This window comes from Candidatus Babeliales bacterium, from assembly GCA_035455925.1.
Classification (GTDB): domain Bacteria; phylum Babelota; class Babeliae; order Babelales; family Vermiphilaceae; genus SOIL31.
This window is the reverse complement of the sequence record DATIEE010000021.1, coordinates 1-16,465: the sequence shown is the minus strand read 5'-3', so window position 1 is coordinate 16,465 and position 16,465 is coordinate 1. Positions and strand designations below refer to the sequence as shown.

The 16,465-nt window shown below is 37.0% G+C and carries 11 protein-coding genes, 2 tRNA genes and 3 rRNA genes; 13 read left to right on the top strand and 3 right to left on the bottom strand.

The features are described from left to right. From VLB80_03035 to VLB80_03020, 4 genes are all read left to right on the top strand, one after another. A partial coding sequence (locus VLB80_03035; protein HSC25164.1) for a hypothetical protein occupies positions 1–340 on the top strand: 340 nt, incomplete at its 5' end. A gap of 112 nt (positions 341–452) precedes the next feature. Next, positions 453–1,055: a hypothetical protein gene (locus tag VLB80_03030; GenBank protein HSC25163.1), complete on the top strand. Its 603-nt coding sequence runs from the start codon at positions 453–455 to the stop codon at positions 1,053–1,055. A 66-nt stretch (positions 1,056–1,121) separates the two neighbouring features. Next, positions 1,122–1,643 carry a hypothetical protein gene (locus VLB80_03025; protein ID HSC25162.1) on the top strand — a complete coding sequence of 174 codons (522 nt, stop codon included), beginning with the start codon at positions 1,122–1,124 and terminating at the stop codon, positions 1,641–1,643. Positions 1,644–1,893: 250 nt separating this feature from the next. Beyond that, the gene (locus VLB80_03020; protein ID HSC25161.1) at positions 1,894–3,105 is read left to right on the top strand and encodes a hypothetical protein; all 1,212 of its coding nucleotides are present in this window, start codon (positions 1,894–1,896) and stop codon (positions 3,103–3,105) included. A gap of 90 nt (positions 3,106–3,195) precedes the next feature. Here VLB80_03020 and VLB80_03015 read toward each other — a convergent pair whose 3' ends face one another. The 3 genes from VLB80_03015 to prfB form a co-directional block, all read right to left on the bottom strand. Next, a complete protein-coding gene (locus VLB80_03015) occupies positions 3,196–3,579 on the bottom strand; it encodes a hypothetical protein (protein ID HSC25160.1) in 384 nt (127 codons plus the stop codon). A gap of 17 nt (positions 3,580–3,596) precedes the next feature. Then, positions 3,597–5,042, bottom strand: a complete 1,446-nt coding sequence (locus tag VLB80_03010) for a hypothetical protein (protein HSC25159.1) — start codon at positions 5,040–5,042, stop codon at positions 3,597–3,599. Between the two features lie 77 nt (positions 5,043–5,119). After that, positions 5,120–6,211, bottom strand: a complete 1,092-nt coding sequence (gene prfB, locus VLB80_03005; GenBank protein HSC25158.1) for a peptide chain release factor 2 — start codon at positions 6,209–6,211, stop codon at positions 5,120–5,122. A gap of 624 nt (positions 6,212–6,835) precedes the next feature. Here prfB and VLB80_03000 point away from each other — a divergent pair. The 9 genes from VLB80_03000 to VLB80_02960 form a co-directional block, all read left to right on the top strand. Continuing rightward, positions 6,836–8,382: ribosomal RNA gene (locus VLB80_03000) — 16S ribosomal RNA — on the top strand. Between the two features lie 94 nt (positions 8,383–8,476). Next, positions 8,477–8,553, top strand: a tRNA-Ile gene (locus VLB80_02995). A gap of 163 nt (positions 8,554–8,716) precedes the next feature. After that, a tRNA-Ala gene (locus tag VLB80_02990) sits at positions 8,717–8,792 on the top strand. A 140-nt stretch (positions 8,793–8,932) separates the two neighbouring features. After that, positions 8,933–12,003, top strand: a 23S ribosomal RNA gene (locus tag VLB80_02985). Between the two features lie 139 nt (positions 12,004–12,142). After that, a 5S ribosomal RNA gene (gene rrf / locus VLB80_02980) occupies positions 12,143–12,257 on the top strand. The 16S, 23S and 5S rRNA genes sit together here with 2 tRNA genes alongside, the layout of an rRNA operon. 123 nt (positions 12,258–12,380) lie before the next feature. Next, positions 12,381–13,475, top strand: a complete 1,095-nt coding sequence (locus VLB80_02975) for an NAD-dependent epimerase/dehydratase family protein (GenBank protein ID HSC25157.1) — start codon at positions 12,381–12,383, stop codon at positions 13,473–13,475. A gap of 11 nt (positions 13,476–13,486) precedes the next feature. Further along, entirely contained in the window at positions 13,487–14,680 is a 1,194-nt protein-coding gene (locus tag VLB80_02970; GenBank protein HSC25156.1) for a glycosyltransferase, read from the top strand. 113 nt (positions 14,681–14,793) lie between these two features. Continuing rightward, positions 14,794–15,723, top strand: a complete 930-nt coding sequence (locus tag VLB80_02965; GenBank protein HSC25155.1) for a hypothetical protein — start codon at positions 14,794–14,796, stop codon at positions 15,721–15,723. Between the two features lie 16 nt (positions 15,724–15,739). Beyond that, on the top strand, positions 15,740–16,465 hold a 726-nt coding region (locus VLB80_02960), incomplete at its 3' end, for a hypothetical protein (protein ID HSC25154.1).

Below are 16,465 nucleotides of genomic sequence, written 5' to 3'. Positions count from 1 at the left end.
TTTTTGGCTTTTAATCAATCATTTTGGGCTTGGTTCTCCTGAACTTTTTGCATATCGAGCACAATCGCGGCAATTACTTATTCAAACAAAGCATTTTGATTATATTGTTTTGACTGTTGGTGCCTTATTTGGATTCTGTTTGCAGCGCATCCGTCTTAATCCGATGCTAGTCTTAGGAGGACTTTTGATGCCATTTGATATTACTTGTGGTCTTGTTGTTGGAGGATTACTTGCTGCTGTGTCAGTAGACAAGGAAGACTGGTATCCATTTTGGTCAGGAATTTTTGCCAGTAATTCGCTTTGCATGCTCTTGAGAGCGATATGTGGTGCTATATCGTGATATTTTTGTTTTTTTTATAGAACAATGGCAAGATTGACATAATTTCTATTTGTGATACATTGGTATTATACATATAGTTAATATAAATTATGTTAATTAAGAAGGAATTTTTATGAATATAAAATATATATCGTTGTTTTCATTGTTGTGTGTTGCAAGTATTGTTCCAGTATCGCCAGCAGTGGTAGCTTTAGGTCTTAATGGTGCGATAATGTCTTCTGCTTACCTCTATGATTATTTGCAATATCCTTTGCTTTCAGGAGAAGCAGGGAGAACAATTTTTCAACCGTCTTTTATAGATAAAGCTAAAATGAAAAGAAAAAGATACAGTTGTTCGCTTGATAATCTAACAAGTGATTTATACGTGCAATACAAAAATGCTTACGGACAGTTATTATTAAATAATAATAGTGATACAGCATTGATTTTTGAAGATGCAGAAAAGGCTTTTTTTGAAACAGCTGAAGGTAAACTATGGTTTGCTTATAAAAAGCTTATCTTTGGTCTTGATTTAAAGAATTTCATTGATGACTCATTAATAACTGAGTCAATTAAAAATGGTAAGAGAATATTGGATGAAGATGTGTCGAAGATAGTTAATTATACATTGGACGATTTGGCAAAAGAAGCATGTTCGGGGAAATTTAAGAGTACATGTGAGAGTGTGAGAAGAGAATATGAGCAAATGATTAAAGATAATGCGATATTTAAGTAACCTGAACACGTTAATTTTTTTAAAGATATGTATTATAAACATCGTTATTTAAAAAGGAATTTTTTTATGAATATAAAATATATTATATCATTTTTTTCATTATTATGTGTTATGAGCGTTATGCCAGTATCAGAAGAAATTGTTTTTCAACGAGCTTTTTTAGATAAAATTGAAAAATCTAAGATTGAGTTAAGCATAGCTAATACATTTAATGCGGAAGAACTACAAAGTCCTTTATTTGATGAATTGAGTAATGCTCATCGAAGATGTGTTATGGACTATAATGATAATACAATACTGACTTATAAAGAGGTAGAAGAATTATTTTGTGAAACAGCTGAAGGTAAAAAATGGTACGAACTGTTACAACACGTGTATCCTCATGATTTAAGCTATGAAATTGCTCGGAGGATAATAAAAAATGATAATAAGGAATCATCATCGGCTGAGGTTGTAATAAATATAGTCAATAACGTTCTTAATTCTCCTGGTGTTAAAGTGTGGTGTCTGGGTAAGCATAAAAATATATGTGATGATGTTAAAGCAGACTATGAGCAGATGATTAAAGATAATGCGATATTCAATTAACGATTTAAATTAATATAATTTAAATAAATATGAGCTGATTGTTATAGATAAAATAACGATCAGCTCATATTTATTTAAAAAAAGAAAAATAAATAGCGCATTGCAACGTGTTATTCATTAAAAAAATTGCGATTTATGTGAAGTTAGTTGTTCAACCAATTTGTTAGTTGAAGTGCGAAAATAATCTGTTTGACCTTGTTCTAGGTGATTGTTATTCTCTCATAAAATATTTTTACTTTATGAGGGTGTAATGAAGAATGTACTATATGTTTTTTCTTTTGTTTTTTTCTTTATTCATAGTTTATACACACATCAAGAAAGTATGTATGATCCTATTCTTGTTGCAGTGCTAATGGTAAAGAATGAAGCGACTGTTATGCGAGCGACACTGCAGCCATTTGTAGATAGCGGTGTTGATTCGTTTTTTATTTTTGATACCGGATCAACTGATAGAACTGTTGAAGTGACGCAAGAGTTTTTTGATGAACATAATATTGTGCATGGATATATTGTACAGGAACCGTTTGTTGATTTTGCGACGTCACGTAATCGTGCACTTGATTTAGCTGAGGAAAAATTTCCTCACGCTGCCTTTATAGTAATGCTTGATGCTGAGTGGTATATACATGATGCACGAGCATTAGTTGAATTTTGCGAATCTTGCTTGCGGCGGGGTGATATGTATGCTTCTTATTTGATACGTATTATTAATGAAGCGCTTGATAATTATACATGTAGATTAATTCGCTGTCATTCTGGAGTTCGTTTTGGTGGAGTAGTGCATGAAGCAATTGCGCAGTCGGTTGTTGTTAAAGTTCCTGATACTGTTTTTTTTCAGTATTTGCCTGCAGCGTATGGGGCTGAAAAAACAATGGCACGATTGATAAGGGATCGTGAGTTGTTATTGAAAGAATATTATAATAAGCCGTGGTGTACGCGAACTTTATTTTATCTAGCTCGTACGTGTGAAGATCTTGGCAATTGGCAAGAAGCATATGATTTTTATAAAATACGTGTTGGTATGATTGGGTGGGATGAAGAGGATTTTATTGTGCATTATCGTTTAGCTGAAACGGTTAAAAAATTAGTTTTGCATAATATAGATGATATCAAATATAACTGGACAGAAGCATTAGATTATTATTTACGCGCATACCGCATGCGTCCTCATCGTGCAGAACCATTAATAGCGATTGCCGATTATTATGTTTTTATACGTCATATGGAATTAGCGTTTTTGTTTGCTCGACGTGCTGTTGATATTAAATATCCAGAAAAAGATTTTTTGTTTGTTGAAAAATATCTTTATAATTATCATCGATATGAACTTCTTGCGCATTGTGCGTGGTATATTAATGAATTTGAGATTGGTGAATGGGCTGCTTGTAAGGCATATGAAGCATACCCTGATTATAAATATGCACAACTTAATAAGGAATGTTATTTATCACGTAAGTTATAAAAAAAGAGCGTGAAATTTTTAGGTATAAAAAAGAAATAGAGAGTAAGATTTTTGTCTTATTCTCTATTTCTTTTTAATTAATGATTTGCGTTATATACCTGCTGCAACGAAATGAACAATTACTTCTCCGTTTGCTGCTTCTGTTTGCACGCCAGAATCGATTTTATATACCGTAATTGTTGCGGATAGGGCAGAATTAAGAGTTATTTCTGCTGTGTAGGTTATAGTGGATACATGCGCCGGAGTCTCAATGGCTACGCGTATTGTTGGAGCAACGGTAAAAATATCTGTTGGATAGGTAAAAACTAAACCACCATTTACATATGATACTTGGTCAGATACTACATATGCAGGAAATCGTTCAATTGATTCATCAGTCGTTATCGTTGCAGTTACTGTTACAACTGACATGACCCCTGAACAAGTGAAGGTCTGCATTATAAGCAAAATAGTCAATATAGCTATATGTTTCATTGTTTTCCTTTTTTAGTTTATACGTTTATTCTGGTATATTTAAAAGAATATGTTACTAAATAAATATCTTTGTTGTATTCGGTTCCGCTTGTTGGTGCAATTCGTGTAAGACTTAGATATGCCCAATTTTTTCCAACCATTTTTGTGCCATCAAGTGTTACGCTGGTGACGATATGTGTTAAATTTTGTTGTAGCCCTGTACTGCCTGTTGGTTCAGTGATGGTGAAGTTTCCTGTAGTTACCGTTTCCGCAAATCCTGTTGCAGGAGCAGAAGTGCCGATTTCCATATTGGATGCAGCATAATCTGCGTTAATTTGTGCATTGGCAAGATTGCCTAAGCTGCCAAGTATTTTATTGATGAAAAAATGAATTTCTAAAGTAATAGGGCTTGCTGTATCAAGGTCTTGTGGTAATGCAAACTGTGTGGTGATAGGCTTTTGCGTTGTGGTGCTTATGCTAATTTTCCAGGCATCAAGGGATGGGCTGTTTGAAGCAGTGCCATATACTTTGGTAAACGTAATATTAGGATTTGACGCAGTGGCATCTGCCATCATGTATGGATTAAGTAGTACCTGATTTCCCCCAGAAACACCAGTTATGCCAGTAGCACCAGTTGCTCCGGTTGGGCCAGTAATTCCGGTTGCGCCAGTTACGCCTGTGGAGCCAGTTGCTCCGGTAGATCCGGTTGGGCCAGTAATTCCGGTTGCGCCAGTTACGCCTGTGGAGCCAGTTGCTCCGGTAGATCCAGTTTGGCCAATAATTCCTGCTGCACCAGTTACGCCTGTGGAGCCAGTTGCTCCGGTAGATCCGGTTGGACCAGTAATTCCGGTTGCGCCAGTTACGCCTGTGGAGCCAGTTGCTCCGGTAGATCCAGTTTGGCCAGTAATTCCTGCTGCACCAGTAGCTCCGGTGATGCCTGTTGCTCCGGTTGCACCGGTTACGCCAGTAGCGCCTGTTGCTCCGTTAATTCCCGTTGCACCCGTCGCCCCTGTGCTTCCTTGAGATCCTTTATGTCCACGAGGGCCGCGAGGCGCTGGGCAGCATTTTGGACATGAAGATGTTTTTTTATGATGGCAATTAGCTTTGTAACTAAGTTTACTATTTTCTTGATCAATATTGAGGATATCTTCGCTAGAAAAATTGTTAAGGTTTCTATTAAGATATCCGATTATTGATTCGCCGTTGCGTTCTTCAAGGGAAAGGTCTTTGTATTCCTGTACTAATAAAATTGAATCTTGTATGGCAGCAATTAATTTTGCTTTAGGGATGTTAGAATTGTCTTGTTGAAGAAGAAAATAAATATGTTCTAATGAAGGTATGTTTTTTGTTTGGTGAGTTTTTTCATAAAGATAGGATAAGTACTCCTTTAATTGTTCTGGTAATGGATTGTCATCATTGGACGTATATAGTGTAGATGATAGTATCAAAAAGCATAATGATACTATAGATAGTGTATTATTCATTAACTCTCCTTGAATAAAAATAATAATAAAAATGAACTTATCATAGTTTTATACGGCAATCAATGATTTTCTAGGAGTTATAGTGTTGCGCTTCGCCAGACGAGAAAAGATTCGATGAAATCTATTAATTCTCCATCAAGAACTTTATCGGGTTGAGAAGATTCAAAATCGGTGCGATGATCTTTTATCATTTTATAAGGATGCAATACATATGATCGAATTTGTGACCCCCATTCAATTTTTCTTTTTTCAATGCCAGCGCTGCGTTTTGCATCTTGTTCATCTTTTGTTTTTTGAGCAAGTTTTGCGTATAACATTTTCATAGCAAAAGCTTTGTTTTGTTGTTGAGATCGTTCATTTTGACATTGAACAACAATATTAGTTGGCAAATGAGTAATTCGAACAGCAGAATCTGTTTTGTTAACATGTTGTCCACCAGCGCCACTTGCGCGATAGGTATCGATGCGTAAGTCTTTTGGATCAATCGTAACAGTGATATCAGGAACTTCTGGCGTTACCATTACACTGGTAAATGATGTATGGCGACGCTTGTTTGAGTCAAATGGTGAAATTCTTACAAGACGATGAATGCCATGTTCGCTTTTGAAGTAGCCATATGAGTTTTTTCCATGAACAAATAGGGTTACGGATTTAATACCAGCTTCTTCACCTGATTGATAATCAATTGTATCAACATTAAGATTGTTGCGTTCGCAAAATCGGTAATACATTCTAAGAAGAATATTTGCCCAATCTTGTGATTCAGTTCCACCAGCGCCAGCATGGATATGCACAAAACAGTTTGCTGAATCATTTGGTTCATTTAATAAAAGATGTATCTTAAATGCAATAACTTTTTTGCGTAAAGCTGTTATATCAGAAGATATTTTTGATAATTCATATTCACTATCTGCAAAAAGGTTAACTAATTCAGTTAATTCTGTGTTGCTAGTTATTATTTCAAAATATTGATCACGTAATATCCGGATATGTTGTAGCTCTTTTAAAATATCTGTTTGCTGTGGGTTTTTCCAAAATTCTTCTTCTTTGGAAAATGCTTCCAATGTTTGAAATTTTTTTTCAAGTTGTGCATTGTTCCAAAAAGATATAATTGTTTGGATATCGGGAGTTATGTTCTTTAATTGTTCATGTAGGTCATCTTTAAGCATGTATGGCCTTTTTTTATATAATTTATAATTATAAGTAAAGTATATCATAATGTTGTGATAAAGTTTATATGGCATTTTGGGGTATATATCTCTATACATATAATAGTAAAAATAATCGTATATGTTTTTTTATGAAAATTGCTTTTTTGTTATAACAATTGATGTATAGGGAATTTTTTTTAAAGTTTTTTTATATTAGGTGAATATTTTTTTGTTTTTTTCTTGTTTTTTATCACGTAATGATTCTAATTTCGTATTTTTTTGTTCTTTTTTACTCTTTGTTTGTATAATGTTTATCAATCATATTTATGCTCGATAAAAGGTTGAAAATAACGATCAGATCGTTATTTTATGGCGTCTCTGCATGCTTAAAGGTTTCGTATTATTCATTAAATATGAGGACTATCAATAGGGCCTACACATTTTTTTTTAAAAAAGTTTAAAAAAAGTGTTGACTTAGTGTGAAATAGGTTTATAATTTTCATTAACAATTGATTAAAACGTTTTCAACATTCGTCGCTTAATCAACCTGTTAAGAAAAATTTAGCAACATAAAAAAGTTCTTTGAAATACACAAGAAAGTTTCGTATCTATCGATTTTCGGTAGGATCCCAGTTCAATTCAGTGATGAAGAGTTTGATCTTGGCTCAGAATGAACGCTGGCGGCGTGCCTAACACATGCAAGTCGAGCGAGAAAGTTCCTTCGGGAATGAGTACAGCGGCGGACGGGTGAGTAACACGTAAGAATCTACCCTATAGTGAGGAATACCCTGGAGAAATTTAGGTTAATACTGCATAAGTCCCTGCGGGGAGAAAGGCGTCTTTTATGTCGCTGCTATAGGATGAGCTTGCGGACTATCAGCTTGTTGGTGAGGTAAAGGCTCACCAAGGCTATGACGGTTAACCGGCCTGAGAGGGTGTACGGTCACATAGGCACTGAGATACGGGCCTGACTCCTACGGGAGGCAGCAGTGGGGAATATTGCGCAATGGGCGAAAGCCTGACGCAGCGACGCCGCGTGGAGGATGAAGGTCTTAGGATTGTAAACTCCTGTCAGATGGAAAGAAAAAGTTGTGTTTAATAGACACAAAATATGACGGTACCATCAGAGGAAGCACCGGCTAACTTCGTGCCAGCAGCCGCGGTAATACGAAGGGTGCGAGCGTTATTCGGAATCACTGGGCGTAAAGGGTGCGTAGACGGTATGTTAAGTTTGTCGTTAAAGGCTCCAGCCTAACTGGAGTATTGCGATGAAAACTGGCGAACTAGAGGGTGAGAGAGAGAAGTGGAATTCCCGGAGTAGCGGTAAAATGCGTGGATCTCGGGAGGAACACCAATGGCGAAGGCAGCTTCTTGGCTCATTTCTGACGTTGAGGCACGAAAGCGTGGGGAGCAAACAGGATTAGATACCCTGGTAGTCCACGCCGTAAACGATAACCACTAGATGTTGGTTCGGCTTAGCTGAATCAGTGTCGTAGCTAACGCGTTAAGTGGTTCGCCTGGGGAGTATGGTCGCAAGGCTAAAACTTAAAAGAATTGACGGGGGTCCGCACAAGCGGTGGAACATGTGGTTTAATTCGATACTACGCGAGAAACCTTACCTGGGCTTGACATGTACTTGACAGCTGTAGAAATATGGTCTTTTGGGTTTCGATCCAGACAGGTACACAGGTGCTGCATGGCTGTCGTCAGCTCGTGTCGTGAGATGTTTGGTTAAGTCCTCTAACGAGCGCAACCCCTGCTATCAGTTGCTATTAATCTTCGGATTAAGCACTTTGATGGGACTGCCCGGGAAACCGGGAGGAAGGTGGGGATGACGTCAAGTCATCATGGTCCTTATGTCCAGGGCTACACACGTGTTACAATGGCTAATACAAAGGGAAGCAAAGTCGTAAGGCCAAGCAAACCCCATAAAGTTAGTCTAAGTTCGGATTGAGGTCTGCAATTCGACCTCATGAAGTTGAAATCGCTAGTAATCGCGCATCATAACGGCGCGGTGAATACGTTCTCGGACCTTGTACACACCGCCCGTCACACCATGAGAGCTGTTTGTACCCAAAGTCATTTTAGCCAACCTGAAAAGGGGGCGAATGCCTAAGGTATGTATGGTGATTGGGGTGAAGTCGTAACAAGGTAGCCGTAGGAGAACCTGCGGCTGGATCACCTCCTTTCGAGGGAGATTCACGAACAATATTTTTATATTGTTCTATATAGGTGTTATTAAAATACTGGGTTTTTATCGTAAAATTGATAGATACGGCTTATGGGCCTATAGCTCAGCTGGTTAGAGCATTCCGCTGATAACGGAAAGGTCAGTCGTTCGAGTCGACTTAGGCCCACCATAAGGTTTTAATTTTAAAAAATTTTCCAAACAAATATGTTTGGTGGTTAAAAAATTTAACCATGCGTGGGCTATAGGCAATATTGCATGTGGAGTATTGATAGTCATAGGCGATTTATTAGTAGTTCCTTTGTTTTATTAGCGATGCCCAACGTGAAAGTATCGGGGGTGTAGCTCAGTTGGCAGAGCGACCGTTTTGCACGCGGTAGGTCAGCGGTTCGAATCCGCTCATCTCCACCAAAAACATTGCTTTTTTCCTTAACTTTTCTTGTGTGTGATCAAAATTTGAAAAAATGTTAGTAGTAATAACAAAAAATTTGTGATCTTTGACATATATGTATTAATGAGTGCTCAATGTTTGAGTAACCAGCAAAATTTGTGGTTAATTGAAAAGGGCGCTTGGTGGATGCCTGTGGCATCAAGAGGCGATGAAGGAGGTGGAAGGCTGCCATAAGCTTCGGGGAGTTGCCAATCAAACTTTGATCCGAAGATTTCCGAATGGGGCAACCTACCTTGGGTAAACCTGAGGTGTTACTATATGAATATATATTATAGTAAAGCGAACTGCGTGAACTGAAACATCTAAGTAACGCAAGGAAAAGAAAACGAAGTGATTCCCTTTGTAGTGGTGAGCGAATGGGGAAGAGCCTAAACCTATATTATGTGATAGCCTGTGTGCGTTGTAATATGGGGGTTGTGAGATTATAAATATTTCAAAAAATACAGTTTTTGGAGTTGTAGTTATTTATTTTAGTTGAATTGTTCTGGAAAGGACAGCCAAAGAGGGTGACAGCCCCGTATGCGAAAAAATAATTAACACAATAATATATAGTCTCGAGTAGCATGGGACACGTGTAATCCCGTGTGAATCTGCCCGGACCATCGGGTAAGGCTAAATACTACTTGATGACCGATAGTGAACTAGTACCGTGAGGGAAAGGTGAAAAGAACCCCGGGAGGGGAGTGAAATAGAATCTGAAACCAAGTGTCTATAATCGGTGGTAGCGCGGTATAAGTATGCGCAACCACGTACCTTTTGTATAATGAGCCAACGAGTTATCTTATATTGCAAGGTTAAGCTTTGAAAGAGTGGAGCCGTAGCGAAAGCAAGTCTGAATAGGGCGTTTAGTAATATGAGATAGACCCGAAACCCAGTGAGCTATCCATGTCCAGGATGAAGTCTCGGTTAAACGAGATGAAGGTCCGAACCGGTGTAGGTTGAAAACTGCTCGGATGAGGTGTGGATAGGGGTGAAAGGCCAATCAAACTGGGAAATAGCTGGTTCTCCCCGAAATATATTTAGGTATAGCCTTGTTGGATGATGTATGGTGGTAAAGCACAGTTTGAGTTTTTGGGGCGCAAGCTTACAGGTCTCTTACTAACTCTGAATGCCATACTTCGTTGAAGACAGGAGTCAGACTGTGGGGGATAACCTTCATAGTCAAGAGGGAAACAACCCAGACCATCAGTTAAGGTCCCTAAGTATCCGCTAAGTGGGAAAAGAAGTGAAAACGCACAGACAGCCAGGAGGTTGGCTTAGAAGCAGCCATCCTTTAAAGAAAGCGTAACAGCTCACTGGTCAAGTGTTATTGCGCTTAAGAATGAACGGGGCTCAAGCGGGTCACCGAAGCTATGGTTTATGTTAAAAATTTATTTTTAACGTAGAGGTAGGGGAGCGTTCCTTGATAGAAACAAGCTTGACCGTAAGGACAGGTGTCGGATCAAGGAAGTGAGCATGTTGGTATAAGTAACGAAAAAACAGGTGAAATTCCTGTTCGCCGTAAGTCTAAGGTTTCCTTGAGATCGGTTCATCCACTCAGGGTTAGTCGACCCCTAAGCCGAGGCCAGTTGGAGTAGGCGATGGGCAGCAGGTTAAATATTCCTGCACCACCTAATAGCGCTTGAGTGAGGGAGTGACGCAGGAGGGTAGGTTAACTTGGCGTATGGATGCCAAGCTAAGCATAAAGGAGGGTTTCATAGGAAAATCCGTGAAGCCGCAATCTCTGAAATGTTATGGGCATGTTAATTTGAAAGAAGATGCATGTTTGACTGACCCCACACTGACAAGAAAAGCTTCTAGCGATGTTATTGGGTGATCGTACCGCAAACCGACACAGGTAGACGGGCTGAGAATGCTCAGGCGTTGAGATAATTATCATTAAGGAACTCGGCAAATTGGCCCCGTAACTTCGGGAGAAGGGGTGCCTGATTTTGTTATGAAAGCATGTCTTTCAGAAGCATTATTAGGTTTCAATAAATTGGCCCAATCGACTGTTTAACAAAAACACAGGGCTCTGCAAACTCGTAAGAGGAAGTATAGAGTCTGACGCCTGCCCAGTGCCGGAAGGTTAACGAGAGATGTTCGTTCTTCGGAACAAAGCATTGAACTGAAGCCCCGGTAAACGGCGGCCGTAACTATGACGGTCCTAAGGTAGCGAAGTACCTTGTCGGGTAAATTCCGACCCGCATGAATGGCGTAACGAGTTGGGCGCTGTCTTAATGATACACTCAGTGAATTTGTAGTGCCGGTGAAAATGCCGGCTACCCGCAGAAGGACGGAAAGACCCCGTGCACCTTTACTGCAATTTGACATTGATTTTTGAGTTTGTTTGTGTAGGATAGGCGGGAGACTGTGAAGTTGCGACGCTAGTTGCAATGGAGTCATCCTTGAAATACCGCCCTTATAAATTTAAAGATCTAACTTTGATCCGTGATCCGGACAAAGGACAATGTCTGATGGGCAGTTTGACTGGGGTGGTCGCCTCCTAAAATGTAACGGAGGCGTTCAAAGGTTCCCTCAAGATGTATAGAAATCATCTTAAGAGCGCAAAAGCATAAGGGAGCTTGACTGCGAGACATACAGGTCGAGCAGGTGCGAAAGCAGGATTTAGTGATCCAGTGGTTCTGTATGGAAGGGCCATTGCTAAACGGATAAAAGGTACGCCGGGGATAACAGGCTGATCTCCTCTAAGAGTCCACATCGACGAGGAGGTTTGGCACCTCGATGTCGGCTCATCACATCCTGGGGCTGAAGAAGGTCCCAAGGGTTAGGCTGTTCGCCTATTAAAGTGGTACGCGAGCTGGGTTCAGAACGTCGTAAGACAGTTCGGTCCTTATCCTCTGTGGGCGTAGGGTATTTGAGGAGGGCTGTCCTTAGTACGCAAGGACCGGGATGGGTAAGCCTCTAGTGTTCCAGTTGTTCTCCAAGAGCAAGCTGGGTAGCCAAGCTTATTAGAGATAACCGCTGAAAGCATCTAAGTGGGAAACTCGCTCCAAGATTAGATACCCCTTGTTAAAATATATTAAGCAATTAAGTTTCGGCTTGAAAGCTTAAGAAGTTTTTAACAAAATTATTAAGGTCCCTTGAAGACTACGAGGTAGATAGGTTGGGTGTGTAAGCATAGTAATGTGTTAAGCTAACCAATACTAATAGACCGAATGTTTTAACCATGATACTAAAAAATTTAGGTAACTCATTCTGCATTCATTAATACATATATTTCAAAGGTCACAGTAAATTATACTTTGACTAAAAGATTTTTTAGAATTAATTAAATAATTATATATTTAATTAATTAAAATAAAAAATTTCTGGTGCATATAGCTGTGGGGAAACACCCGTTCCCATTCCGAATACGGAAGTAAAGTCCACAGCGCTGATAATACTTGGTTGGTAACGGCCTGGAAAGGTAAGTAGTGCCAGAATTAATTAAAAAAACCCTATCAGAAATGATAGGGTTTTTTTGTCTTTTTTTATGTTCTTGACTTGCTGTTCTTGATTTTTCTACAGTTTTATTTAGAGATTAATCAAAAGCAAAAGAGGCATGAATGAAAATAAAGAGCAATATATTTTGTCTAATTTTGATTATTGCCTATTTTATTTTTTCATCAATATTGTATGCAAAAAAAATTCTTCTTACTGGTGGAGCTGGTTTTATTGGCAGCCATGTTGCGCAGAAATTACTAGAGCGTGGTGATACTCTTATCATCGTTGATAATATGAATAATGCGTATGATCTACGTATCAAAGAATACAATCTTTCATTAGTTGCAGCATCAGATTTTAATGATCGTCTTTCTGTCTATGCTATTGATATTTGTAATAGAGATGCTATTGAGCAATTATGTGAATCGGAGAAGATTGATGTCATTTGTCATCTTGCTGCACGTGCAGGAGTTCGCGCAAGCATTGATGATCCGCAAGAATATTTTAGAACTAATAATATTGGTACGCTTATTTTGTGTGAAGCAGCACGTAAGCATGGTATTAAGCATATCGTCTTAGCATCAAGCAGTAGCGTTTATGGTGTGCGTGAAGATGGTCCTTTTTATGAAAATGATTCAGTTGATAGGCAATCGAGTCCGTATGGCGCAACAAAGCGATCGGGTGAATTATTAGCGTATGTCTACTATTACCTGTATGGTATATCTATAACTAATTTGCGATTTTTTACTGTATATGGGCCACGAGGTAGAACCGATATGGCGCCGTTCATATTTATGGATGCTATTTATAATAATCGAATAATAAAAGTATATGGTGATGGAAGTGCTATTCGTGATTTTACCTATATCGATGATATTGTCTACGGTATTTTAAAAGCAATTGATACTCCTCTTGGTTATGAGATTGTTAATATTGGTCGTGGCGAACCGATTATATTGAGCGATTTTATTGTTGCTATGGAAAACATTATGCGTGAAAAAGCACATATTAATTATGTGGATGTTTTTAGTGGTGATGTCCCAAAAACACATGCTGGTATTGAAAAAGCACGACAATTATTTGATTATATACCGAAAGTATCGGTACAACAAGGGTTAGAGCACATGTATAATTGGTATAAAAATGAATATTTATTATTAGTTGGTCCTACAAAAAAAAATGGTTCTGATGTTGAAGTATTGGCGTGTGATTATTAAGGGGCGAATTGATGTATACGAAAAAAAAAATAACTAATAATTATATGGTGATTATAGGGAGTTTCTTTTTTTTGATATCTCTTTCATGTCCAATGTTAACACTGTGCACTAGTTTAAAAAAACACATGAAAATTCTTATGGTTGTTGCTGAATTTCCTAAAATTCACGATATTTGCATACTTAATCAGATAACCGGACTTTTAGATAGAGGACATGATGTTACTATCTATGCTTTTGCAAAAGGTGATTGTCTGAATGTGCAACAAGATGTTATAAACTATGATCTTATCAACAAAACTATTTTTGAAAAATTTCCATCACATTTAGATGAATATGATATTGTCGTTTTTCAGCTAGGACACAAAGTATTAGATATAAAAAAAACACATAAGTTTAAAGGCAAAGTTGTTATCTGTTTGCGTGGCTATGATATTACCGGTTTTTTACAAGAAAATCCTCACGCATATGATCGTTACTTTGATAGTTGTGATTTATTTATGCCGGTATGCGACGCATTTAAGAAGTTACTTATCGCTGCAGGGTGTAATGAAAAAAAAATTATTGTACATCACTCAGCAATTGATCGTTCGAAGTTTACTTTTAAACCAAGACGATTGCCTAAGGAAGGAAGTATTAATATAGTAAGCGCGGGTAGATTCGTAGAAAAAAAAGGGTTCGTATATTCTATTCGAGCAATAGCACAATTAGTACATAAATATCCGCAGATACGATACACCATTATTGGTGAAGGTGTTTTAGAAAAAAAATATAAAAAACTAATAAAACGATTAAAAGTTAATGAGAACATAAAGCTTGATAGTTGGCATACTCACAAAGAATATATTAATATATTAAATAAATCACATCTTTTTATTTTATCTAGTGTAACTGCTCATAATAATGATCAAGAAGGTATTGCGAATGTTTTAAAAGAAGCAATGGCAATGGGAATATTAGTGATCGCTACAGATCATTCCGGTAATAAGGAACTTATTACTGACGGCGTCTCTGGTTTTCTGGTTCCTGAACGTAATAGTAGTGCAATAAGTAATGCGATTGAATATCTTTTGAATAATCCGGATAAATGGCGATTAATTCAATTAGCCGCTGCCAATAAAGTTCATGAAGAATTTGATACTGAGAAAGAAAATGATAAATTAGAATCTATTTTTTATTCTATTTTAAATAGCGATGAAGACGTATAGATTTATTGTGTAAACACATGAATATATTATTTTTGTATCATTGACATAGCAGAGTTATTTAATGAGCGTTTTTTAATTATTTTAATTTTATGGTAAAAAGAATGGAGAAGGTTATGGTAACACGTATTTTTCTGTTATTTTTTTTCTTTATGTTTACTGTATCTTCTTCCTTATTTTCCAAAATTTATTATACCGGTAAAGAACCTGTTCATCTTATTAATACGATCGAAGCAAAAAATTGTTTTATTAGTTACATTATCATTAATAAAAAATATAGATATCTTCTCAAACAAAAAAAGGAATTTAAAAAACAACTAGCAGTCGTACGAGATGCCCTTGCCGCTTATATTGCAAAAGAGCTTAATATTGCCCATCAAGTTGATATTATTGAATTTAAGAAAGAATTTCCGGGTAAAGTTATAGCGTGCTGGCCTGCAACTCTTCATACCATTGCTCGTGGCGATACGATTAGAAAGCAAATAGGTACCAAGTACAATTTATTACGTTTACGACAATTATGGTCGCAGGCTTCTTCACTTAATGAAAAAGGATTAACAAAACAAATTATAGAACATATGACATGGCATAGACAATTACCTGAGATAGTTGCGCTAGATTTAATTCTTGGTAATTCTGATCGTCATTCGGGAAACTTGTGTTATGATCCCGATACGGATAGGTTTTGTGCTATTGATATGGATGATACACTTAATAAGGATCTATGCATTGTTGCCTATGAAAACTTAAAAAATATGATGAATGATGATCTTATAATTTTTAATAAACAAGAAATTCGTGCATTAATTCATATGAAAAATACCTTAAAATTTCTTGTACAAAAACATAAGCCGTTTGATTTAATAACAAAACTTCATTTTTTTGCAAAAAAAGCTGGTTTTTTCAAAGGAAGTAAAATGTATGATGAGAGGATTGAGAAAAAATTATTATTTTATGAGGAAATGATCACTCAGACTCATGCAAGTGCTCATCGGCTAATTTTTCTTATTGAACAAATGATTAAACGAAAATCATTGATACATTAATTATGAAGGTAAAGTAATGTTATTATCTAAAAGATTAATTGTAATTTTGTTTGTTTTTGTTAATTTTGCGATCACGTGTCAGGTTGATCAGTATAAAGATAATAGTGAAGAAAAAAAATCTTCTGTAAAAGCTTTAAATATTCTTTTTATTCTTGGTCATTTTCCTGCTGCATCTCAGATATTTATTTTAAATATTATTACAAATCTGATTGATCGAGGCCATAAGGTTTCCATTTTCTCTTTTCATAAAGATGATTACGTGAATATGCATCCTAATATAGAAAAATATAATCTATTGGATCGCGTTACTTATAATAAATTATGTGAACCATTTCCAGAATGTGATATTGTGTTTTGTCAATTTGGGTATCTAGGTAAGACAATTGTGCGTATGAAAAAATTGAGGGAATGGCTAAAAAACAAAAAACTAGTTGTTTGTTTTCGTGGATCAGATATAACATCCTACCTTACTCAAGATGTAGAAATGTATCAAAAGCTCTTTAAACGTATAGACCTTGCTTTGCCGGTGTGTGATTATTTTAGAGAGAAGCTTATTACACTTGGTTGTAATACAGATAAAATAGTTACCCACCATTCTGCAATTGATTGCAGGGAATTTTTTTTGAAGATAAGAAAAAAACCTGAAAAGAGTGTTATTCGTATTGTTTCTGTTGGTCGCCTTGTTAAAAAGAAAGGAATCGATTATGCAATAAAAGCATTTGCTCACATTGCTCAAAGATAT